Below are 22,661 nucleotides of genomic sequence, written 5' to 3'. Positions count from 1 at the left end.
ATTGGTGCGCATAGTCCGTGGACATATTGTCCGCATGAACTCAAATTTACAGGATGGTAGACAAGGATGTAAAGGTTTTATTTGGCGAGCAAATGCGACGTATTCGGTCCGAACGCGGTTGGTCTCAAGAGTATTTGGCTGACGAGGCCGCTTTGGACCGGAGTTATGTCGGATGCATTGAACGTGGTGAACGAAACGTCAGTATAGAAAACATATGCAAGCTTGCCGATGCCCTAGGGGTTTCTCCAGCCGCCTTTTTTGACTGGTGGAGTGCACCGTGATGACTCCACTAGCCACAGTGCTTGCGCAGGTCGAAAATGCAAAGGCTGAATTAGACAATTATCCACCTGTCGATTTTGATTGGTATTCGCGCTGCATTAAAACGGTCAACACTACCGTACCTTGGTTAGTTGGAGTTGGCCCGCTTCTTAAACAGTACGTTGAAGAAGTATTAAATTCGCCAACGTTGGTGAGAGACACCTGGACAAAGATACGCTCTACCGCAAATGACTCCATTCCTCTTGGCTTGATTGATATCATAGATCGCGAACTAGATCGCGAGAAAGTACTTCTCGATCAAGTTGGCGGAGATATCGTGAGCAAAGTAGTTGAACAGTTTTTGATCGAGCATTTTGAGGAAGGCTGCTTAGAATCGAATGGCAAAAGTGATTACCCAGACTTATTCTTAAGATCTCGTAGCTATGAAGGTCTACCGAAATTCACGAGAGGGAGCAAAAACTACGGTGCTGCTCTAAAAGGCAATCGCGCAAGACCCGTTCGCGTTCCAGATGGGCTCGAAATTAAAACCTGCCGCAACCGTTTCGCCGTAGACTGCCACTACCCACACACTGGACTACACTTAGCTGTGGTATTTAAGGAAGAAAAAGTCCTCTTAGAAGTGACCGACATAAAGATTGCTTTTATGAGGGTAAGCGATTACCGAATTTCCAAGAGAAGTACAAAAGCAACTACTGACAAAGCATCTTTCAATGGCAGTAATTTTGTAAGTGTGTTGGTGTGAGCTGATCTCTGATACCACACTCTTTATTGATACTATCCAATCGGTCCTACCCTTGCCGCAGAGACTAGAACGGGAATGGGTTCTCTGGATCGTCGGCGTTGTCGTCGTCGGTATCGCCGAACGGGTTGCTGGTGTCGCCGAAGGGATTGCTGTTGGCGGCACCGAACGGATTCGCGTCGTCGGCTGGCTCATCGGCCGCTTCGTCCATCGGCTCTTCGTCGGCGCTCGCATCGGCTGCTTCGTCGGCGTCCGCTTCCGGCTTTGGCGAGTTGTCGTGCAGGTAAGGCTCGTCGCTGCCGACTTCGTGCATGCACTGCACCAGGCCGGTGGAGTTCACCAGATAAATGCGATCGGTCGTGCTGTTGCTAACGGTCATCGTCGACAGGCAAGTTTCGAGTTGCCCAAGCGGCACTCCGCTACGGGAGTCGACCACCAGCAGTTGGCCGAATCGATTCATGCCGTAGACGTTGGTCTTGCCGACGCCAGCGACGCGCGACACGCCGGGGGTAAGCCAGCGAAGCGTGCCGGTTTGGATATCGACCGCGTGCAGCGAAGGCTCGTCGGTGGCCACGTAGGCCATGCCGTCGACGACCAACGGTGGCTTGGAGATCGGGCTACCAACCGAGTAGCGCCAGATTTGTTGGCCATTCTGTTCGTTGATCGCGTACAGGTAACCGTTGGTCGAGGTGAAGTAGAGGGTGCCATCGACCGAGGCGGGATGCCCCATGATGCGGCCGGCCGATTCGAAGCGATAGCGAATACCTGCCTCGTCGCCCCGGTTGGCTACGTACAGGAATCCTCGATCGGTGGGCCATACCACGCTATCGGGAGTGGCGACGGGCGAGTCGAACACCCGGCCGGTCGACGAGTAGTACCACGGGAAATCGAGCGGCTCGCCCAGCGAGTAGGCTTCGACCCGCCCGGAGAACATGGGAACAATCACGTAATCATCGGTCAGGGCAGGACCGCCGCCGGCTCCGCCGCTGAGCTTCTTCATCATCTTCTGTAGCCCATTCGAGCGATCGAGCACGTAAAGCGTGCTACCATTAATCATGGCGACCGAGTCTTTATTCGCGGCCGGACCGAGGCTGGGATAATTAGGATTGCCGAACTGGGCAATCCAGGCAGTTTTGCCAGTTTCGGCATTCATGGCATGCAGCACACCGGAGTCCGATAGCACGAGCAGCAAATCGCCTTCGAGCACCGCATTCACGACGTGATGCCGCTGGCGATCGATTTGTGCCTGCGAGAACCACCCCCGCTCGAGCCCTAGCCGTTCGGCCTTGAGCGTGGAGACCAAACCCGACTGAGCAACGGCAAATTGCGGCAAAAGTAGTGCCCCGAACGTGAGGGCGACTAGCAACAACGGGAGCGTACGGAGAGGTAAGGTGCGCATGATGACAGGTAGGCTTAGCTAAACGAGGCTTACGCAGCGACGGACATTCCACGCGAATGCATGGAGCTGCGGCAGTGTTCCGGGTCCCTTCATTGTAACTAGCAGCAAGCGAGGTTGCACGTTTTCGCGGCTGAAAACCGGTAGTTCACGGGATTTCGGCATTCCGGACCGGGTCTGGCGCTAGATTCCAAGCCCCCCGATCCCTTAATATTTCGGAGAGTCGCGAATTTTATCGCTGACAGCCGCGGGGCCCGATCCGTTGACGGCCACCCCAGCTCGCCCGATCGATTCGCCCGTGGTTTCCCCAGCTTTCCACGTTCCGCATCCCCCCTGCCCTGGCCCGTATGACGTCTGCCCCGTTCCAGCCCGACGACGCCTGCCTGGCCAAACTACAAGAAGTAGTCGGCTACCTGAACTTTTCGTCGGGAACGCACGATCCGAAGTTCTTCGCCAACCTGAACGAGGTGTTCCGGGCGGTCGAACAACACACCGGAGCGAGCAACGAGACCGTGCCCGAGCTACTGGCGGCCATCGCCAACCGGGCCGAGGGCCTGCATGCCGAAGGGGGAGCGTTCGGCGATATCTCCCAGGTGCGGCAAGTACTACAGGTGCTCGCCCACCAGTTTCTCGACGATTACCGGCAGTTCCATCGCGACTTGCTACGGCACCGCACCGACGCGGAACTCTGGCGGCCGCTGCTGCTGGCCCGCGTGTTCGAGACCGTGCTTCGCTTCACCACGCTGGAGGTCGAGACCGAAATCGACGACGTGGTAGCCGCCGCCCGCGACAGCCTCGACAACTACATTGGCTACCGCCCGGTGCCGGTGCTCGAGACGCAGAAGATCGAACCGTACCGCCATGAGTGGATCTGCCCGATTCCGCTGTACGTGGAAGGAGCCGGTGTCTCGGCCGGCCCGTTCGAAGAAGTGGTGCAGCAGACGCTCGAGATTCTCCGCAACACCCCGCCCGACTTGCTGAGCGACGCCTGGTTCCAGCTGGAGCACCTGGAGGAACTCGCGCTCGATCCGCGGGCGTACGACTTCGACCATCCCGTCAACAAGCGCCCGAACTACCACTTCGGCCAGTGGGATCCCAATCGCATCGACAACAAGGGCTACTATCGTCGGTTCATCCTGCAACCGTTGATGGTTAGCTCGCTGCTCACCCGCGTCCGGGGAGCCGAAGCGCTCGATCGCGATCCCGATCAGCTGATGTTCGAAGCGGCCGCGGTACTGGCGGGCACCATCCTGATGGCCTCGGGCACCAGCGGCAACGGGCCTGGCTGCCATGGCTCCGACGTGACACTCGGCACGCTGTTGCCGCACATTGCCGATTATCGCGATCGGTTCTACGAACAACTGCTCGCCCAAACCAAAGGTCCGCATGGCGACTGGCTGCGGAACGAAGCCGAGCGCACCCGGCAGCCGTTTGGCGGGGCTCGCCAGCACCTGAATCACGAACTGGCCCGCCGCCGGGCGGTGCAGCAACAACGCGTGCACCTGGCGCAGGTGTACGCTCGCATGGGCTACCCCGATGCCGCGCTCGAGCAGGCCCAGTCGGTTCGAGTGGCCTCCGCTCGCATGCTGTGCCAGATTTACTGCCGACTCACGGCTGGTCATCACGCGATCGACCGACGACGACTCGAGCAGGTGGTAACTTACCTGGATGAGACCACCGACCTGCTGAACCGCGGCATCGAATGCGGCGCGCTGGTCGATCCCTGGAGCATTCTCGGCTTCGGCGCGAACTTCAGCTTGTTCCCCTCCATCGAAGACACCGTGCGCGACTACCGCGTCGACGATCTGATTCAACTGGTGGAACAAACGCTCGACCTCTGCTCGCGGGCATGGGCCGAAGCGGCCGCGATCGACCGGGCCGATCTCGAAGAGAAGTTCAGCAAGCAACTCACCAAGCTGGCCGACTGGTGGGATACGTTTGGCTCCACCCAAGTCGGCGGCGTGAAGTCGCTCGACGCTAAGGAAATCGAAGTCAGCACCAACCTGGTGGCCGGGGCGCTCAACACCTGGCACAAAGCTGGCGCCGCAGCGGGCGATGTTGGCTTCTGGGGCATGTTCGTCGAAACCTTCGATACTTCCAAAGCATTCCAACTGGTGATCGAGGCCCTGCTCGACAAAGGCGACCTCGTCGCGTCGATGGCCCTGATGATGCAATGGCTCAGCCAGGTGGACTACACGCCGCTCGAGGATGGCGACGCCTCGCTGCACCCGCTCGCGCTGCGGTGGATGCAGATGCTGTCGGCCCGCTGCCAGGAGTCGGGCGACGACCAATGGCCGTTCCTCGCACGGTTCTTCGGGCAGCTCGAAGCGAGCGCCGAAGAGTACTGGCACGTGCCGGAGTTCGAACTCGGCAAGTCGTTCAATCGATTTGCTGGCCCCGACGATTCGATCTTCGATGATGACGAAGAAGCCTACGAAGAGGGCGAAGAGTACGGCGATGAGAGCGAGCTGGAAGACGACGACGTCGACAACCTGTTCCAGGCCGCGTACGACGAGGTGACCTACCGCGACAGCACCGACGACGGGCTCGACTCGGCGATCTTCGATCCCGATGCCGACGCAAGCGACTACGAACTCGAGGACGAAGCAAACCGCCTGCGCGAACGCTTGGCATTGCTCACCACGGTTGCCAAGCTGTGGAAACATACTGCGATCGGCTGGGACGCCTCGGCACCGGAACGTCGTGAGCAGTTCGATGTCTGGCAACGCGAAGCGGTCGTGAAGTACGGGCAGCTCGTCGACCTGCTGGAGGAAGTGCATCAACACCGGGTGCCGCCGCCGACGATGTCGCACGAGTCGATGGTCGAGTACGACCGCCGGCGGATGATCCTCGAATCGCTGATCGAACAAATCATTACCACGTGCGTCGAAATGTCGGACGCAGGGCGATTGCTTCGCGCAGCAGCGGGAGTGTCGCACGCCAGCGAGGTGGCCCCCTCGTCGGCCATCGCCCGCACGATCGAAATCCTGCGATCCATACTCTCGGGCGACGCGGCCGGCGTGCGTCAACACTGGGAACACTTTGCCAAGTCGCTGGTTGCTCAAGAGCTGCTGTACGTCCCGCTGAGCAAAGGGGGCAGCCCTTCGCGCATCGTGAAAGCCCGCGCATTGCATGGGTTGATCCGCGCCCTTTTGGGCTGGCTGCCAAGGCTCGGACTGGTGCGTGAAACCTGCGAACTGCTCGACATCGCCCAGCGGATGGAAACCGAGCACCCCGTCGGCCCCGGAGCGATTACCGAGTACGACACCCTGTTCGAGCAAGGGTATCAGGCGCTGGTGGAGTGCGTGGTGGCTTCGGCCGAACAGTGGGATGGCAACTCGTCGCCGAACGACTTGATGCTGGTCGAAGCGCTGCAGGATCTCACCGAGTCGCAACTTGGTCGCTGGCTGCGACACAGCAAAACCGTGCGATTGAGCGTGGTCGAGAAACTCGGCAGTCGCGAAGACTGGGCGCAGTTTGTCGACTTCGTGCATCGTTATGGTCGCGACCTGTTTACCCAACGCTTCCTCAGCCTGGGCAACCTGCGATCCATCCTGCACCAAGGGGTGAACACCTGGCTGTCGAATCAACAGCTCGAGCCCGACGACGACCACTCGCTGCTGGTCGACGAACTCGGCACCCGCATTCAGCGCGATCAGGCGATCGAGTTGCTGACCATCGCCATCGACACGGTGGTCGAGAACTTCCGCGAGTACCGCGACTACAACGCAACCACCACGCAGAGCGACCATGGCGAGATGTTCTACTCGTTTGTCGACTTCCTGCGACTGCGAGCCAGCTACGACCGCAGTGCGTGGAACATGAAGCCAGTGTTCCTGGCCCATGAGATTTTGATTCGCCAGGGCCGCGACTCGGCGGCCGAAATGTGGCGGCTCGACATCGCCGCTCAAACGGCCGATCGGGCGGACCACTACCTGCAAGCGTTCGCCGCGCTGTGCGACAAGTACGGCATGCGACTCCCCACCGTGGCCGAACGCCTGGGCGAGCGGTTCATTCGTTCGCTCACGGTCGATCGCCTGCGAGTGCTCGTCGCCCCGGCGATCAAAGCAATCGACAACGAGCAAGATACCGGAGCGTTTGCCGCCCTCGAAACCGAAATCGCCAACCTGGTGACCGAACCCTCCGGCTCGGGGCTCGACATCCCCGACTGGGTCGCCGCGATCGAAGAGGAAGTGACCAAAGTGCGCCGCACCCGGCACCATCACCCCCCCGAGGTGAGCCTCCGCAGCCGGATCCACCAGGTAACCCTCCCCTGGGAAGACCTGCAAACACAGCTCCGTAGTAAGTAGGTGTGTGGTTGACAATTGAGCTGTGATTCCGGACAGGAAGGTGCAAGCAACTATGCACTGCAATGCAACTAGACATCCCTTCTAAAAGTAGCTTACAAAGACTCCTACTGGGGATTATGCCACACCCACTAGTTGCTTTCTTCTAGAGTATTGGATGCTATTAAGCACTGCTTGCTGCTGTTGACGGGCAATGATAAGCTCTTGCAAGCGTAGGGTTTGCACAAGCAGTTAAGCAAACACGAATTTCTTATACACGTACTTTCGTCATATTGCTGTATGGCATAACTAAGTGTGTAGCGAAGCAGAACTCAAATCTTGATCATCAATCGTCATTATGGCAGATCCACTTTTCATCAATGACCTTATCACTCAAATCGTAAGTGGCCACTTACGCATCCCGTCCTTTCAACGGGGATTTGTTTGGGACGCAGATCGCGTAGCGCACTTAATGGACAGCATCTACAAGGGGTATCCATTCGGCTCATTGTTATTCTGGCGTACAAAAACTGCCCTTCAAACTGAGCGTCAACTCGGTCCGTTCGAACTTCCTGAAAACGACCCTGATTATCCGATTGACTATATTCTGGATGGACAGCAACGCGCGACTTCTATATTCGGGGTCTTTCAGAATGCGCTATCCCCTTCTGCAGGGGAAGACGACACGTGGACCCGAATCTATTATGACCTAGGTGCTCCTTCCGATGCTCAAGACTCTCAGTTTGCATATTTAACCGATTCAGAAGTAGAACCTGCTCGCCACTTTCCACTTGGTATCTTGTTCGATCCGCCTGCCTACCGACAATTCCTCAAGACGATGGATGACTCTATAGCAGATAAGGTTGACAAGCTCTATCGAACGTTCACTACTGCGAAAATTCCAGTACAGACCTTTTCAACTGACGACCGCGCAGCTGTTGCAATTGTTTTCGAGCGGATTAACCGCCTTGGCGTTGAACTTGACACACTCCAACTCTTGTCTGCTTGGTCGTGGAGTGATGATTTCGATTTGCAGGAGCAGTTCAACGATCTGGCAACCGACCTAGCTCCCTACGGATTCCATGATGTTGGGGAAGATACTGACCTTTTGTTGAGGTGCTGTGCAGCAATAATCTCTGGTGATGCCTCTCCTAAAACAATCATTAACCTAAGTGGCGGGGAAGTTCGCTCGCGATTTAATGAGATTCGCTCTGGAATACTAGGTGCGATCGATTTTCTACGCACCAATTTTCATGCCTATTCAACTAAGGTATTGCCGTTCCCAACAGTCATCATCCCACTGTCCGTCTTTTTTGCGACTACACGCGACCAAAGCACTCATCCAAATTCAGATCAACAGAGCACATTAGTACGATGGTTATGGCGAACCTTTTTTACTCGGCGATACAGTAAACGACTCGAACAATTAAATCAGGATGTTGTTGAAATCAAGAGAATGCGAGACGGCGATCTACATAAGCTCGGCGAGTTCGAACATGAACTAGATGCTTCGTTCTTCACCAAAAGTGCATTCAGCCTTCGCACAACGAACACAAGAACTCATATCTTAATGTTGGCATCGGCATCACCGCTCGACTTTATCGGTGGGGGCTCTATTGCATTGGGCAGTGTACTCCGCGACTGCAACAAGAAAGAATTTCACCACGTATATCCGCGGGCCTTGCTTGAAGCTCAAGGTGCCGACATGCAGCTTGGAAATTCTCTCGCAAACTTCTGTTTCTTGCCTCGAGCATCTAACAATACCATCAGTGCTAAGCCTCCGAGTGAATACATGCTGCTAATGCCTGACAACCAAGAACAGGTTTCGGAAATATTGGAACACGCCGTCTGTCCCACTGATATATTCCACGATGACTTCAAACGTTTTATTGCCGAACGATCGGACTTACTAGTGAAGAAAGCCAAACAGTTAATGCAGTAGGGAATACTACTTGTTTGCGAAGATTGTTTCAGCGAATCCTGCACACAATCAAAATAGGCTCCTTCTGACTTGGAACCTGCCGAAAGCGACTCATGCGATCTCACGGGCTGCTCGGTGTCGTTGGTTTTGCGATTGTATTTATCTCCATCGTTGGTGGAATGGCCGTGGCCGGGTGGTTGCAGCAGTCGCTCACTCCCAACATCGAGCTTGCGTACTCCGTTTGGTTGTGGGTTTGTCTGGCACCGTTTGCCTGGATTTGCAGCAGAGTACTCGCCGACCAAATGCCTCTGCATCCTGTCGCGTGCTACGCCGTCATGCTCCCACTCTCGCTAGGCTTGTCGTTGTTGAGTCGTTCCTTCGAGCCGCATAGCTCCGTGCAAGACATCGTGTTCATCGTAGGCGTCCTCGGCTACTCAGTAGCATGGCGATGGGTCACAACGCACTTCGCCGGTCGACCCGTTACCGAGTAACCCTCCGCATCAATCGTTTGCTGGATGTCACTCACTCCGCACGCTCCTGGCGTAGCACGATCGGCACGTAGCCGACTTCCATGCCTGCGGGGGGAGTGACGATTAGCGCCGGGTCGAGAGCGACTAGTTCGCCGCTGGTGGGGGGTGCCATGTAGTTGCGGTCGATCGGCCAAGTGCGGTGGATTTGCTCGACGAACTCTTGCAGCTCGGCCTTTTTCGCTTCGCTCCACTGGTACTGCTGGAAGCTTGGTTGGTCGACAAACCGGTACCACGCGTAGGTCACCAGCGAACCGTCGCCGAGCTTCACCTGCTGTGGTTCGCTCGCTGCGCCGGGCGTGGTCCAGGCCGGCGTGTCGCGCGAGGTGAATGGCTCCCCGGGCTCGGCGTGCTGGAACTCGGCCGCGTGCAATCCGGTTTCGGCCGGAACGTCGTCGACGGCCACGGCCACGCTCGCCTCGTCGGTATGGCGATAGTACTGCGGAAATGCCCCGCGGGGGCGTCGCCCTCAGGCTTCCACACGAGCCCCCACGTGTTGTCGTCGAACACCTGCGTATCGAACGTGTCGGCCACCCCGCGCATCGGTTGCCCCTGCTGATCGAAGCCCGGCGTGCGAGTGCTTAGCTTCGCCACGAAGGCGGCCTGCGAGTCGAACTCGCCAGTGATCGCGGGGCCACCCTTGCGCCAGTCGAGCAGCGGTTGGTAGAGCGCGTCGCGCGAGTAATAGGTCACGTCTTGCACCAGCACCGCGCGGCCCGACTCGTCGATGGGAAACTGCAGCTTGGGTATCTTCGAGTATCGCACTCCGTTGTCGTCGGTAGCAGTGAGCTGCGGCACCGTGTTGATTTCCATCGCTCCGCCCCCCATCATGCCAACCCGCGAGTCGAGCCCCCGCCCGAAGAGGAACGGCTCGTCGAACAGGTCGCCGATCTTGCTCCACGTTTCGGGTATGTAGTAAGCGATTGGGCCTTTGAAGTTCTCGGTCGCGATGAAGCAAGTCCAGGCGTGATCGCCGATCGGCGCGCGGCCATCGATCAACGGCACCCGATCGGTCATCGGCAACGCCATGTAGGTGTAGCCGAAGAACTGGCCAGCCGGCTCCCCTTCGAACGGCAACGCATCCGGGGGAATCAGCAGCCGATTGCTGAGCTGGGCGATGCCGAGCCGATTGTCGGGCAGGGCCTCGGTGTCGTAGAAGAACGACCAGCCAGGCGAGCCGACTTCGTAGTCGTAGCACTGCGGCGTCGCATTCATGCTGAACTTGGGCGGCCCGTAGCGAAAGCGATTGCCGCGCCAGTAGCCGAGACCTCCCTCGACGGTTTGAAACACCGACGACCAGGTGGGGCCTCGCTCCTTCCACTTGCGCGCGAGGGTGCCCTCGGGCGCGAGCGGCTGGTCTTTGTTGTCACGGTTATCGGGCAGAATCCACCCGCTCGCCAGGCCGATTTGAAAGTGGGCCAGCGGTTCGTCGACCAACGTCCACGCGGCCGAGTAGAAGCCCATGCCGTAGCCGTACTCGGCCCGATCTTCCGGCTGCGACGCGGAGTAGCTGATGTAACCATGCAGCCCGCCGCCACGTTGCACCGGCTCAGCGGCCGGGCAATCGAGCGGGGCGACCGAGCCAACGACCAACCCAGCGAGCAACATCCCGCAAGCAAGTAACCGCAAACGCATATCGAGCTCCTCTTCCAGTTTCGGCAGGTACCATTTCGGCAGAATCAGTCGCGTGAAGTCCGCAGACATTGTGAGGCAAGCCGCAGCAGAATGCCAGCAAATCGAGCGAGTCCGCCTGAGGGCCTCCACCCACGATGGGGGGGCAATCTCCCGACACCAATCGAGATAGATTCCCACCCTCGAGCCAATCGATTCCCACCGCGATGGATAGATTCCCACCGCTCCCAAATAGATTCCCACGACACAGCAATAGGTTCCCAATTTACCCACCGTTGGGAAAATTGAATCCACACACACTCTACAGAACCAGTGGTTTTCGACCTCGAATAGATTCCCATTTCCCAAAACGCATCCGATGGGAATCTATTTTCGCGGTGGGAATCAATCGCAAGTCGTTTGACAACAACAAGTTGCATCAACACCTCCACGATAGTTGCCCAAAATAGATTCCCATCGGTGGGAAACTATTTTGAGTTGGGAGTTAGGTGATTTCGGATTGGGGATTTCGGAATGCGGAATAGTGGTAAGCGGATGTCATCTTGAGGGAGCTTCCAGCGACTGAAAGATCTAGCCTACCGCTTACAGCCTAAAGCCTATCGCTTTACTAACCGCGCAGCAGCGAACCCAACACAAGGGCTATCGCGGTCAGAGACCGCTCCTACAGCGCGCTTGCGTGGTCGATGGTTTCAGTGAATTTCATATTCACTCGGTTACATCATTCCGCCCTCCAACAACGGACTACGAACAACGGACAACAAACAACCTATTCATTAGAACACCACAGGTGGCCAATTTCCAGCGAAAAATGCTAGATCGGAGAATCCGGTGTAAGCGTCTCGAAAGTAGGCATGAAATCGGTTCTAATATATTGTGCCGGGTGACTCTTCCTATTTTGCCACACGCCAGGAGATGATCATGGCCTATTCGCCGCGTGAGCCAATCGAGCTAAACGAAGAGGAGCAGCGGACTTACGAGCTTCTAAAGGAGGCTTGCGACGATGACATTCGTCGCATGGCCAAGTTGTTGCACGACAAGGACGACTCGAATCTGTTTGGGCAAACGGAGTTCGACCTCCGCGACCGAGTGCATGCACTCGGAGCCAAGGCCTTGGAAACAGTCGCCAACGAGCGACAAAAAAAGGGACGGGTACGAGAAAGCTAGCTGCGTCTGCCCGACCTGCAATGGCGACGCCCGCTGCGTGAACGTTCGCTCGCGGTGGGTCGATAGCCTGCTCGGCCCACTGCAAGTGAGGCGTCACTACTACCACTGCCGCCGGTGCCGTCACGGATTGTTTCCGCGGGACAAAACGTTGGGACTCGGCAAGCGAAAGTTTAGTCCGGCCGCGGCCCAAGTGGTGAGCATCACCGGCGTGCAAACGAGCTTCGCTCAGTCGAGCGAAGTGACACTTCGTAAACTGTGTGGACTGAAGGTCAGCGAGTCGACCGTCGAGCGAGTCACCGAAGACGCTGGCGAGCGTCTCCAAACGTTACTCGCCGCAGGCGAGACGTTTGGCAACACAGAGCCGTTCGCCTGGCAACGCGACGCGCATGGCAAGACGTGCGCGTACGTGAGTCTCGACGCCACAGGCGTGCGACAGCAAGGCCCTCGTGGCGCGCAGGCCGAGGGCCGCATGGCGTACGTCGGCATGATTTACAACATAAACAGCGAGCAGGATGCTCGCTCGCCCGACCCGCATTCGGTGCGGTATTTATCGGGGTTTTATGAACTCCCGGAACTTGGGCGGCAACTGCGTCGCCAAGCCGCCGCGGTTGGGTGGGACGAGGCAGAGCAGCAGATCGCGATCTCGGATGGCGGTGCTGGTTTAGAAGAGTTCTTGCGAGTGCACTTCCCGCGTGCGGAGCGGATCCTCGACTTCTGGCACGCGAGTGAGTACCTGGTGGAATTAAGCCAGTCGCTCTATCCGGACGACGAGGAGCATCGCACTGCTCAGTTGGCATCGTGGTGTCACCGGCTGAAGCACCAAGGAGGCTTGAGCATCGTGTGGATGTTGCAGTCGCTGGAGAAGACCAACTGGTCTTCCGCTCAACGCGAAGCTTATACGACCTGCCTGCGATACTTCCAAAACCACCAGCACAAGATGAACTACCCCCGCTACGTGGCCCACGGCTGGCAGATCGGCAGCGGCCCGGTCGAGAGCGCGTGCAAAACCGTCGTGGCGGGGCGCTTGAAGCAAAGCGGCATGCGCTGGAGCCAGCACGGCTCAAACGCCGTGTGCCACCTCCGCGCCCTCTACCTCAGCCAACGCGGCTGCTGGGAAGACTACTGGCAAAAGTACGCAGCTTAAGCAAACTGCCCACAATTGTGACGCTTACACGAGAATCCGATCTAGCTCGAGAATCCTGGTCAGACAGCACGTTGCAGGCAGAGCACTTTTTGGCCAGTCGGCTCGTGAGTTTTCTCTTCTGTCTCTGTAAAGCCATAGCTAGCGTAGAATCGGCGTCCAACCACGTTTTCGGAGAAGACTTCGACCTCGAGCGAGCCATGCAGCTCGACGGCTTTATCAACGAGTGCTCGGCCAATACCTCGATTATGGTAGGAGGGCTGCAAGAAGAGTCCTCCAATCTGGTTGCCAATCAGGGCGATAAAGCCGACCACTTCCCCGTCGATGTCTGCGACCCACGTATCTGCGTTTGGCAAATAGACCTCAGGCAGATTCTTGCGTTCTTGCACCAGGAAGTCCTCTTCCAGGAACGGATGGGCAAGCCGGGCAGCGTTCTCCCACGAAGAAAGCACCCCCTCCAAGTCGCGTCGCTCGTATGGACGAATTTGCATCGCTAATCTTCCTGCATTGGGATCCTAGGAACGCCCCATAGACAAGCGAGAAACGAAAAGGTTCACCAGAAGCCAAAGAATGGAAAGCAAGGCATTGTTCGGAGATTCGAACAAAACCCGTTGAAAACACCCAGTCCGCTTTGGGGGTCAAGAACGACTTGCAGGCTTGCTTTATGCCGAAACTGGGTGGGACAATGGGGCCGAGGGGGGTCGGAGATCATTGAATTGATCGAGGTTGTGACAACCGACGTGAGTTGGTTGGCTGCCAAATCGCGGTGGAAATATTCCAGTGCAGTCGCAAACGACCTTGCTTGAGAAAGCACTCGGCAACCCCTAGAATAGGTCTCTGCTTACTGAAGAAGTTTCTTTCAAATAGCAAGTTTTCCTGCTCTGGCACCAGCACGTTCTGCGACTTGCTGTCGTCGTTATTGAGAGCTTCCACCTATTTCATCCGAGAAGAAAATGTTTGGTTTCTTCAAGAAAGCGCCGGCTCCCGATATCCCCACTGGTGCAGACGGACCGGATTTCTCGGTCGTCGACTCCAAAAAGAAGGCCCTAGCCCTAGTGAAACAGGGCACGCTTGAGCCGCTGTACCTCCTTCCGCTCGAGTTCGGCGGGCGAGCGTCCGCAAGCAATACACTCTACGTGCCCATCGGGGTCGCGCAGATTAAACAAGGCATCGATCTTAATCAGATCATGCCCCTGATCGAACAGGGCGAAGAAGTCGAGTACAGCGCCGAGCCGGAGTACCAGGGCAACAGTATGGTGCCGATCGCGTTAACCGTCAACGCAGGCCCGATCAACGCCACGATCAAAATCTGGGGCGAGGCGCTCGGGCGCGAATAAGCAATGGCCCCCTACTTAGTTCTTGTTCGTCGGCTACCCCTCAACTAACAGCGGTGTGCCCAACCTCAGCGACTTCAATCCCAGTTCTTCGAAGCGTAGGTGTGAAACTTCTACACGCCGAACTAGAGATCACACTATCGACCAAATGTGACGTGCCCCCCGGCGCGTTGCCCGAGCGATTATCCGTTCCACGGCCGCTGCCAGATAGGCGTTCGCCATTTGCGGAGCCGTTTTGCTTGCTAGCAAGATGCTCTTCTTGCCCGAACCTGTGGAGCTGCTCCCCCCTCCTCGTCAGCGGAGGTTGCACTCGAACGCTTGCACTCGTTACCAGCAACGGAGCGGCGCGGCCCAGGAAACCCACACCTGCGTTGGGGAAACCCGAAAACCTCCCGGAGTGCTATTTTCTTTACCGAACCGTAAAGTAATATTAAATAGAGATGGTTCACCGACTTACCCGAGACAGGACTCTCGATGCCCAGCACTACCAGCAAAACCCGCCGGGGACGCCCGAAGTCGACCGCCAAAGGCGAGGCGATTCTCGATGCTGCTCGCGACCTGATGCTCGAACATGGCTACTCGGCGACCAGTCTCGAGATGATTGCCGAGAAAGCTGGCGTGGGGAAACCGACCATTTACAGCCGCTTTGGTTCGAAAGAGGGCTTGTTCGACGCGGTGGTCGCACGACGCAGTTTGATCGTCGAGCAAACCATCGGCGTGCTCGAAGTACTGTCGGAAGACCCTCGCGTCGACCTGATGGAAATCACCATGCGATTCCAAAAACGGGCGTTGGCGGTGCAACAGCGGCGTTGGGATCGACTTGTGATCGCCGAGGCCGCGCGGCTGCCGCAACTGGCCCAAACGTTGTATAAGGCGGGGCCCGACAAGTTCTTTCGCGCGATCACTCGCTACATTCGCCGCCAGAGTGAACTGGGGCGGCTGAACGTCGACACCCCCGAGGTGGCGGCCGAGCACCTGTTTGGCCTGCTGGTTGGCATCGAGCTGGTGCGGGGGCAGATGGCATCGCTCCCCAAACGCACCGCCAAGTACCACCAGAAGCGGGCCGAAGCCTTGGTCGACATGTTTATGGCCGCCTACGGAGTGCATTGAGCCACACGCCCAGCATGGGAAGAGCATCATCATGAAACTTCGCCGCCTTAACCTCTCGCGACTCGCCGGCCGAGCAATCTTTTTTTTGCCGGTTGCCCTCGGCTTTGCCGTGCTGGCGCTGGCCATCAATCAGCGTTCCGCGCCCGAGCAATTGCCGCCGAGCGAACTGGCAACCACGGTGATGGTGGCCGACGTGGTGCAGCACGACATCGAGCCCCGCGTCGTCGGCTACGGCCTGGCCCGCCCTGCCCGCACCTGGACCGCGATCGCGCGGGTGAAGGGGGCGATCGTCGAGACCAATCCCCATCTGAAGTCGGGCAACTTCGTGAAAGCGGGCGACGTGCTGCTGCGGATCGACCCGGTCGATTACGAGATTGCCCTTGAACAACTCAGCGCCGAAGCCGAAGCGATTCACGCCCAGATGGCCGAAGTGGAACGGACCAAAACGAACAATGAAGAGTCGCTGAAAGTCGAAGAGCGGTCGCTGGAAGTGGCACGCCGCGACTTGCAGAGGTATCTCGGTCTCACGAAGACCGGTGCTGTGTCGGAGTCGGACACCGACAACGCCGAACGGACCGTGCTGATGCAGGAATCGGCCGTGCAGCAACTGCAAAACGCACTGGCGCTGGCCGATCCGCAAACCAAGCGGCTCGAAGCCAACTTGCAACTGGTCGAAAAACGCCGCCGCGCAGCGGAGCTGGATCTCGAACGCACCACGATTACCGCTCCGTTTGATTGCCGGTTGGCGGAGGTCGACATCGAACCGGGCCAGTACGTCGCGGCCAACGAGCAACTGTTCGAAGTGCACGGAGTCGGTGCGACCGAGGTCGAAGCGCGGATTCCGCTCGATGATCTCTCGGTGCTCGCCGCGCTCGCGCTCCACGAAGGGTCGGCGAACCCATCCGCAACGACGGTCAACAGCGCTCAGTCGCTCGATCAGATCGTTCGCGGGCTGCAAGCGACCGTGCGAGTACGGAGCGGTCAATGGTCGCGCGAGTGGCCCGCCCGCGTGGTTCGACTACGCGAAGACATCGAACGCCGCACCCGAGCGGTGGGGGTAATCGTGCAGGTCGACCATCGCCAGATCGCCGAGAGTGAGCCGAAGACCCCGCTGTGGAACGACATGTTCTGCGAGGTGGAACTCATGGGGCGGTCGTGGCCAAACCAACTGATGGTTCCTCGCGAGGCCCTGCGAAACGGCGAAGTGGTAGTGGTTACCGCCGAGCATCGGCTCGAGCATCGCCCAGTAGAGCGACTGTTCTTTCACGACGACATGGTGTGCATCCGCGGCAACCTGACCGCTGGCGAGCAGGTGGTGGTTGGCAATCACGACATCGCGGTAGAAGGTTCGCTCGTGAACTCGGTACCGGTCGACGCTAGTGCAACTCCGCCGAGCGAAGCGTCGTCTACGAGCGAGGTTCCGGCGCTATGATCGCCTTCTTCGCCCGACATCCGACGGCGGCCAACCTGTTGATGGGTGGCATCATGGTGCTCGGCATCATGAGCATCGGGGGAATTCGCCGCGAGACGTTCCCTGATTTCCAGCCTCGCGAGGTGGAGATCCGCGTGGCGTATCCCGGGGCGACCGCGACCGACGTGGAAGACTCCATCTGCCAGCGCATTGAAGACGCGATCGACGGCGTGCGATTCGTCGAGGAAGTACGCTGCGACGCCCGCGAGAACGTCGGTACCGTGACAGTCGAGATGGTGGAAGGAGGAGTGTGGCAAGCGTTCAAGGACGAGATCGATACTGCGATTGGAGCGATCGACGACTTTCCCGCCGAGGCCGAAGAGCCGGTGGTCGAGGAACTGCACACTACTGAGGACGTGCTGACCGTGATCGCTGCAGGGCGGATGAGCCCCGGCGATTTGAAGCGCTACGCCGAACAACTCAAAGACCGCTTGCAGGAAACGGCAGGCATCAGCCTGGTAGAGATCGAAGGCTTCTCCGATCATCAACTCCGCGTCGAACTCTCGAGCGAGGCACTCATCCAGCACGATCTGTCGCCGGCCGACGTGGCCGCGGCCATCCGTCGGCAGAGTCTCGACGTGCCGGCCGGCGTGCTCGAAGCCAACGAAGGGGAAGTGCTGGTGCGTCTCGCCGAGGAGCGGCAAACGCCCGATGAACTCGGCGACCTGGTGGTGCTTGGTGCCGACACGGGGGCCGAGGTTCGCATTCGCGATCTCGGGCATGTGGTCGATGCATTTGAACTCGACGAAGACAAGACGCTGCTCTACCTGGCCGCTGATACCGACCACGAACACGTGCTCAGCGACCGCCCGGTGGAGTTGGATCTCGAGCAAGGTCCCGTGCGTGCGGCGGTGCTCAAGATCAAGAAGACCGATAGCGAAGATACGCTGAACGTCGCCGCGGCGGTGAAAGAGTTCCTCATCACCGAGCAACAAGAGCGCCCCGCGGTGCGGCTGATTGTTACGCAGGATCAATCGACGCTGGTCGCAGGGCGATTGAAACTGCTGGTCGAGAATGGCATTCAAGGCATGCTGCTGGTGATGGCCACGATGTGGTTGTTCTTTAACTTCCGCTTATCGTTCTGGGTAGTCGCCAGCTTGCCGGTTTCGTTCCTGGGGGCGTTCTTCCTGATTCCCAAGCTCGACCTTACCATCAACATGATGTCGATGGTTGCCTTGCTGATCGGCACTGGCATCCTCATGGACGATGGCATCGTGATTGCCGAGAACATCGCCTCGCACCGCGCGAAGGGCAAGAAACCGCTGCAGGCCGCCGTGGATGGCGTGCAGGAGGTCGCCCTCGGGGTGCTGAGTTCGTTCCTTACCACGGTCTGCATCTTGGGACCGCTCGCGTTTCTCTCGGGCAACATCGGGCGAGTGCTGCACGTCACTCCGATCATCCTGGCGCTTGTGCTCACAGTGAGCCTGATCGAAGCGTTCATGATTCTGCCGAGTCACTTAGGGCATTCGCTCGCCGCTTGCGAAAGTCGCAACCGCGTACGCGTGGCGATCGATCGCGGGTTCGACTGGGTGCGCGAACACATCCTCGGCCGCTGTGTCGACTGGGCGATTCGCTGGCGATATTTATGGACCGGAACCGTCGCCGCAGCGTTCCTTGTTGCCTTGTCGATTCCGGCAGGTGGTCTTTTGAAGTTCCAGGCAATCCCCGAACTCGATGGCGACGTCGCCACCGCGCGAGTGCTGATGCCCGAGGGCACCTCGCTAGACGAAACCGAGCGGGTGGTCGCCCAGCTTGTCGCCGGCCTGCGGCAGGTCGATCAGCAGCTCACGCCCGAGCAACCAGGGCAGCAACCGCTGGTGCATACCGTGTACGCCCGCTATAGCCAGAATACCGACGCGTTCGAAGCCGGCCCGCACGTGGTGACCGTGTACGCCGACCTGCTCACCGCCGAGAAGCGAAATGTTCGCCTGGAAGACTTCTTTGAATACTGGCGGCAAGCAGCGGGGCCGATCCCTGGGGCGGTGGCCGTGAACATCTCGGATCCTGGTGTCGGTCCGATTGGGCGGAACATCGAAATCCGTGCGCTCGGGCACGACCTCGATCAGCTAAGCCATGCCGTGACCGACATCCAGAGCTGGCTCGAACGATTCGATGGGGTCGACAATCTGACTTCCGATTTGCGAGCTGGTAAGCGTGAGTTCCAGATTCGCTTCCGCCCTGGCGTGCTCGGCATCGACCTCGATTCGCAACGGATGGCTTCGCAACTGCGGGCGGCTTTCCAAGGCGAAGAGGTCGACGAGATTCAAGTAGCTGGTGAATCGTACGAAGTGACCGCCCGATTCGACGAGGCGAGTCAGAGTTCGCTCTCCGACCTGCTCGACTTCCGCTTTACATTGCCCGATGGTACGCAGGTTCCGCTGGCCACCGTGGCTTCGGTGCTCGAGACCCGCGGCTGGGCCCGCATCGCCCGCATCGACCATCTTCGCGCGGCAACGCTGCGGGGCGACGTCGATAGTCGCAAGGCCAACACCGCTGCGGTGCTGGCCGAGCTGAAGAGCGACTACCTGCCGGAGCTGATTGCCAAGTACCCGCACGTGCGATTCGATCTCGAAGGCGAGGCGGCCGAAGCCAGCAAAACCGCGTCGTCGATCCTGCGAGGCATGATCATTGGCTCGATCGGCATCTTCATCTTGCTATCGTTCCAGTTCCGCAGCTACATCGAACCGTTGATCGTGATGGTTGCCATTCCGCTGGCACTGCTCGGGGTGATTCTCGGCCATGTACTGCTCGGCTACCCCCTCACGCTCCCTAGCCTGCTTGGTTACGTATCGCTCGCGGGCGTGGTGGTGAACGATTCGATCCTGCTGATGCTGTTCCTCAAGCAGTCACGGGCCGAAGGCATCCCCGCCGAGGTGGCCGCGGGGCAGGCGAGTCGCGACCGCTTTCGAGCGATCCTCATCACGTCGCTCACCACCATGGCAGGGCTTATTCCGCTGACGTTCGAAACCAGCTTGCAAGCCATTGTGCTCATTCCGCTGGCGATCAGCATCGTGTTCGGCATGCTCACATCGACCATGCTGGTGCTGTTCGTGATACCCGCGCTGTACGTCATGCTCAACGATTTCGGCCTGACAGAGCACGTTGAACAAGAGTAACCCGGCGGCCGCTTGCCGAGGCTCCGCTAGTCGACCGGTTCGCCATCTTCGATGCTGGCTTTGGCGTACTCTAGGTGATGCGTCATGCCCGGCTTGGTTTCGAGCCGATACGACTCGCCATAGCTGTTGCCGGTCATGTAGCCTTCTTCCGACTCCTTCCACAGGAGGCGGGATACGCGGACCTTATGGCCCGAAGGAACCGCGGCAAACGTGAAGTCCTGCGCGATGCTTTCCGAAGAGCCCTGGGACATTCTGATAAACGTGCTGGTACCTGGAGAATTGGCGACATCGACGTAGAGCATGATCGTCTGGTTGCCCAGCTTGCGATCCTGTGGCAAATGCACCGTGAGTCGCGACCAGGGTGCAAGTGTGATGTCGGCGTTGGTACTGCTGGCTGCGACCATGGCAAAACCTTGTTTGGCGCAGACAATCACATTGGTGCGAGGGGTCGGAAACTCAAACTCAAAGCGACCGTCGCTGTCGGAGTACTTCACCACGTAAGCGTCGGTGGATGCTACCTGCCCGTCGCGGAGTGTCACGTTGTTTGTCCTTTGCCGCGAACCTGTGGCCGGGGGTACCAGCAGCACCACTTGGGCGTCGGCCACCGGGTTGCCATCGGCATCGACCACCCGCCCGTTGACGGGATGCTCGGCTCCTGGGGGCCATTGATCGGTGAGCTTCATCACATCGTACCGATCAGCGGGAGCGTTGAAGAGTATGCGATACATCTGCACGTTCACGCCGGTGGTGTCGGTTAGCATCTGCGCCCAGTTCTGCGCTTCTTGCCGACGCACGGGATCTTCGTACGCTGCTCGCGTGATGTTGTACTGCACCATGGACAGGTCGCCCCCCTTGGTGCCGGCGCGGCGTTCCAGTTCTTCGGACAGGTCGGCCCAGCTGGTCATGCGATCGTTAAAGATCAGCACTTCCTTGGCGACAATCAACGTGCCGATCTCCTCTTGATGCTGCGGAACCTCTGGCTCAAGTAGTTCTGGCGGAGTTGGTTTACTGGTGACCTTCACGTTGACTAGGTCGTTCGGATCGCGATACTCCAGCACCAGCGGCGACTCCGAAGTCACCTTGCCCGACTGCTCCGATTGCCCCAGGATCGACAGGCGAAACTCATCGGGCTGGGCGTCTTCGTTCACATGCAGCGTCGCCTTGCCCTGCTGGTCGGTCTGACCAGCCGCCAGATAAGCTCCCTCGGCCATCACCCGTACATAAATCTCCGCTTTGGGTGCTCCCTTTTTGTCGACCACCTGCAGCTCTAAGGTTTTGCTTTTGGCAATCTCGAGCGGTGGCAAATCGAAGGGCTCCTCGGACTGCGGTACTTCGACGTTCCGTAGCGGGGCCCGCACCCTGATCCACTCTTTGAATTCATCGGGCATCACCACGAGCGTCTGGGCCACAGTGCCAGGCAGCACATGGACTTCGAAACGCCCTTGCTCGTCGGTCAGAACGCTCTCTCGGTTGCTAATGGTGCCATGACGGACCGACACAAAAGCACCGACCACCGGCTTATCGCTGCCACGAGCGACCACTTGCCCGCGAACGAGGGTAGTCTTGTCGTACTCGATATCGACTTCCACCACCTGGTCGGCTGCGACCACAATCGGTTCTATCCGCGGACAAAACGCGGCCTGCTCGGGCGTGTCGATGTACGTACGATACTCTCCCTCGGCCAAGTGTTTGATCTCGAACCGGCCTTGCTCGTCGGTAGTCGACTCGGCAAACCCAACCGGAGGCCCAAAAAGTTGCTCGGATGCTTCCGCGATGATCCTGCGATTCGCCACGATCGCTGGATCGTCGCACACCAGGCGGCCCTTCAGCGTGCCGGTGTTCGCGAGGGCGATCGTGAACTCATGAGCGGACCGATCGACCAGCCTGAATCGCTGATGGCTATCTGCTAGCACATTCACGTTGCGCAATGACTCGCGGGCAATTCCCTGCATGGTTGCCTGACCGGCAGCGTTGGTGGTAGCTGCGACTCGCTGGGCGATCTCATCGGGAACGATGTTGCCCGTATGCCAATGGTGAGGCTCGATCTTAGCCCCAACCACCGGTGCACCCTGCGAATCGACCACGGTGAAACTCAGCGGCTGCTTGTCGGGCAGTACGATGGTTTCTGGGTCTTTGCTGTCAGCTCGCCATTGCCGCATTCCGCGGGTGGTACTCACCGCGTGCCCATCGGCGTACGCCCAGATGGTGCCATCGAAGTAATAGGCACCCGGCACGAGCCACTCGCTGGGAAGCTCCAGCGTGTACTTACCCTCCGTGTCGGTCTCGGTGGTCACCACCCAGCGATCATCGCCAAGGCCGTGTCGCTGCACTAGCACCACCAAGGCTTCGGCCACCGGTTGCTCATGAGTGTCGTGCACCAGCCCCGTGATGCGCTTCGCCTCGCCCGCGATGCCGACAGCAGCCGACAACGACAGCACCCAACCCACGACAAACCAGTGCACCCATTTAGCAACCATGACCACTCCCCTGGGAGAAATTAACTCGAAGCGATTCGCTACGCCCGATTGTAGCGCGGGCGGAGTAC

The 22,661-nt window shown here is 58.6% G+C and carries 16 protein-coding genes; 11 read left to right on the top strand and 5 right to left on the bottom strand.

Annotated features, from left to right (window positions below; all coding sequences use genetic code 11):
* The first annotated feature begins 53 nt into the window (after window positions 1-53).
* Together Pan181_RS00260 and Pan181_RS00255 are read left to right on the top strand one after the other, a co-directional pair.
* The gene (locus Pan181_RS00260) at window positions 54-281 is read left to right on the top strand and encodes a helix-turn-helix domain-containing protein (RefSeq protein ID WP_145244925.1); all 228 of its coding nucleotides are present in this window, start codon (window positions 54-56) and stop codon (window positions 279-281) included.
* Window positions 278-1,021: a hypothetical protein gene (locus Pan181_RS00255; RefSeq protein WP_145244924.1), complete on the top strand. Its 744-nt coding sequence runs from the start codon at window positions 278-280 to the stop codon at window positions 1,019-1,021. The genes Pan181_RS00260 and Pan181_RS00255 overlap by 4 nt, the downstream gene beginning before the upstream one ends.
* 64 nt (window positions 1,022-1,085) lie before the next feature.
* Here Pan181_RS00255 and Pan181_RS00250 read toward each other — a convergent pair whose 3' ends face one another.
* A complete protein-coding gene (locus Pan181_RS00250) occupies window positions 1,086-2,417 on the bottom strand; it encodes an outer membrane protein assembly factor BamB family protein (protein WP_145244923.1) in 1,332 nt (443 codons plus the stop codon).
* A gap of 344 nt (window positions 2,418-2,761) precedes the next feature.
* Here Pan181_RS00250 and Pan181_RS00245 point away from each other — a divergent pair, with 344 nt between their 5' ends.
* From Pan181_RS00245 to Pan181_RS00235, 3 genes are all read left to right on the top strand, one after another.
* Window positions 2,762-6,724 carry a hypothetical protein gene (locus Pan181_RS00245; protein ID WP_145244922.1) on the top strand — a complete coding sequence of 1,321 codons (3,963 nt, stop codon included), beginning with the start codon at window positions 2,762-2,764 and terminating at the stop codon, window positions 6,722-6,724.
* Window positions 6,725-7,058: 334 nt separating this feature from the next.
* The gene (locus Pan181_RS00240) at window positions 7,059-8,642 is read left to right on the top strand and encodes a DUF262 domain-containing protein (RefSeq protein ID WP_145244921.1); all 1,584 of its coding nucleotides are present in this window, start codon (window positions 7,059-7,061) and stop codon (window positions 8,640-8,642) included.
* A gap of 92 nt (window positions 8,643-8,734) precedes the next feature.
* Complete coding sequence (locus Pan181_RS00235) at window positions 8,735-9,112, top strand: hypothetical protein (RefSeq protein ID WP_145244920.1); 378 nt, start codon at window positions 8,735-8,737, stop codon at window positions 9,110-9,112.
* Between the two features lie 31 nt (window positions 9,113-9,143).
* On the opposite strand, the gene Pan181_RS00230 is transcribed toward Pan181_RS00235, so the two are convergent.
* Together Pan181_RS00230 and Pan181_RS00225 are read right to left on the bottom strand one after the other, a co-directional pair.
* Window positions 9,144-9,419 carry a hypothetical protein gene (locus Pan181_RS00230; protein ID WP_145244919.1) on the bottom strand — a complete coding sequence of 92 codons (276 nt, stop codon included), beginning with the start codon at window positions 9,417-9,419 and terminating at the stop codon, window positions 9,144-9,146.
* Window positions 9,416-10,852 carry a hypothetical protein gene (locus tag Pan181_RS00225; RefSeq protein ID WP_145244918.1) on the bottom strand — a complete coding sequence of 479 codons (1,437 nt, stop codon included), beginning with the start codon at window positions 10,850-10,852 and terminating at the stop codon, window positions 9,416-9,418. Before Pan181_RS00225 ends, Pan181_RS00230 begins: the two co-directional genes overlap by 4 nt.
* Window positions 10,853-11,698: 846 nt before the next feature.
* Here Pan181_RS00225 and Pan181_RS25840 point away from each other — a divergent pair.
* Window positions 11,699-11,944: a hypothetical protein gene (locus tag Pan181_RS25840; RefSeq protein ID WP_197528331.1), complete on the top strand. Its 246-nt coding sequence runs from the start codon at window positions 11,699-11,701 to the stop codon at window positions 11,942-11,944.
* Between the two features lie 37 nt (window positions 11,945-11,981).
* The gene (locus tag Pan181_RS00220; protein ID WP_231943587.1) at window positions 11,982-13,088 is read left to right on the top strand and encodes an ISKra4 family transposase; all 1,107 of its coding nucleotides are present in this window, start codon (window positions 11,982-11,984) and stop codon (window positions 13,086-13,088) included.
* Between the two features lie 59 nt (window positions 13,089-13,147).
* Here the strand turns inward: Pan181_RS00220 and Pan181_RS00215 are convergent, their stop codons facing one another.
* Window positions 13,148-13,576: a GNAT family N-acetyltransferase gene (locus Pan181_RS00215; protein WP_145244916.1), complete on the bottom strand. Its 429-nt coding sequence runs from the start codon at window positions 13,574-13,576 to the stop codon at window positions 13,148-13,150.
* A gap of 462 nt (window positions 13,577-14,038) precedes the next feature.
* On the opposite strand from Pan181_RS00215, the gene Pan181_RS00210 reads away from it, so the two are divergent.
* From Pan181_RS00210 to Pan181_RS00195, 4 genes are all read left to right on the top strand, one after another.
* Window positions 14,039-14,422 carry a hypothetical protein gene (locus Pan181_RS00210; protein WP_145244915.1) on the top strand — a complete coding sequence of 128 codons (384 nt, stop codon included), beginning with the start codon at window positions 14,039-14,041 and terminating at the stop codon, window positions 14,420-14,422.
* A gap of 471 nt (window positions 14,423-14,893) precedes the next feature.
* Window positions 14,894-15,529, top strand: coding sequence for a TetR/AcrR family transcriptional regulator (locus Pan181_RS00205; RefSeq protein WP_145244914.1), 636 nt, complete (start codon window positions 14,894-14,896; stop codon window positions 15,527-15,529).
* A gap of 31 nt (window positions 15,530-15,560) precedes the next feature.
* Complete coding sequence (locus Pan181_RS00200) at window positions 15,561-16,961, top strand: efflux RND transporter periplasmic adaptor subunit (RefSeq protein ID WP_145244913.1); 1,401 nt, start codon at window positions 15,561-15,563, stop codon at window positions 16,959-16,961.
* Window positions 16,958-20,116: an efflux RND transporter permease subunit gene (locus Pan181_RS00195; RefSeq protein WP_145244912.1), complete on the top strand. Its 3,159-nt coding sequence runs from the start codon at window positions 16,958-16,960 to the stop codon at window positions 20,114-20,116. Before Pan181_RS00200 ends, Pan181_RS00195 begins: the two co-directional genes overlap by 4 nt.
* Window positions 20,117-20,142: 26 nt before the next feature.
* On the opposite strand, the gene Pan181_RS00190 is transcribed toward Pan181_RS00195, so the two are convergent.
* Entirely contained in the window at window positions 20,143-22,593 is a 2,451-nt protein-coding gene (locus tag Pan181_RS00190; RefSeq protein WP_145244911.1) for a carboxypeptidase-like regulatory domain-containing protein, read from the bottom strand.
* Window positions 22,594-22,661: the final 68 nt, after the last annotated feature.

It is taken from the genome of Aeoliella mucimassa (assembly GCF_007748035.1).
Lineage (GTDB): Bacteria > Planctomycetota > Planctomycetia > Pirellulales > Lacipirellulaceae > Aeoliella > Aeoliella mucimassa.
Note: the sequence above shows the minus strand (reverse complement) of the source record. Positions and strands in the feature narration are given on the sequence as shown.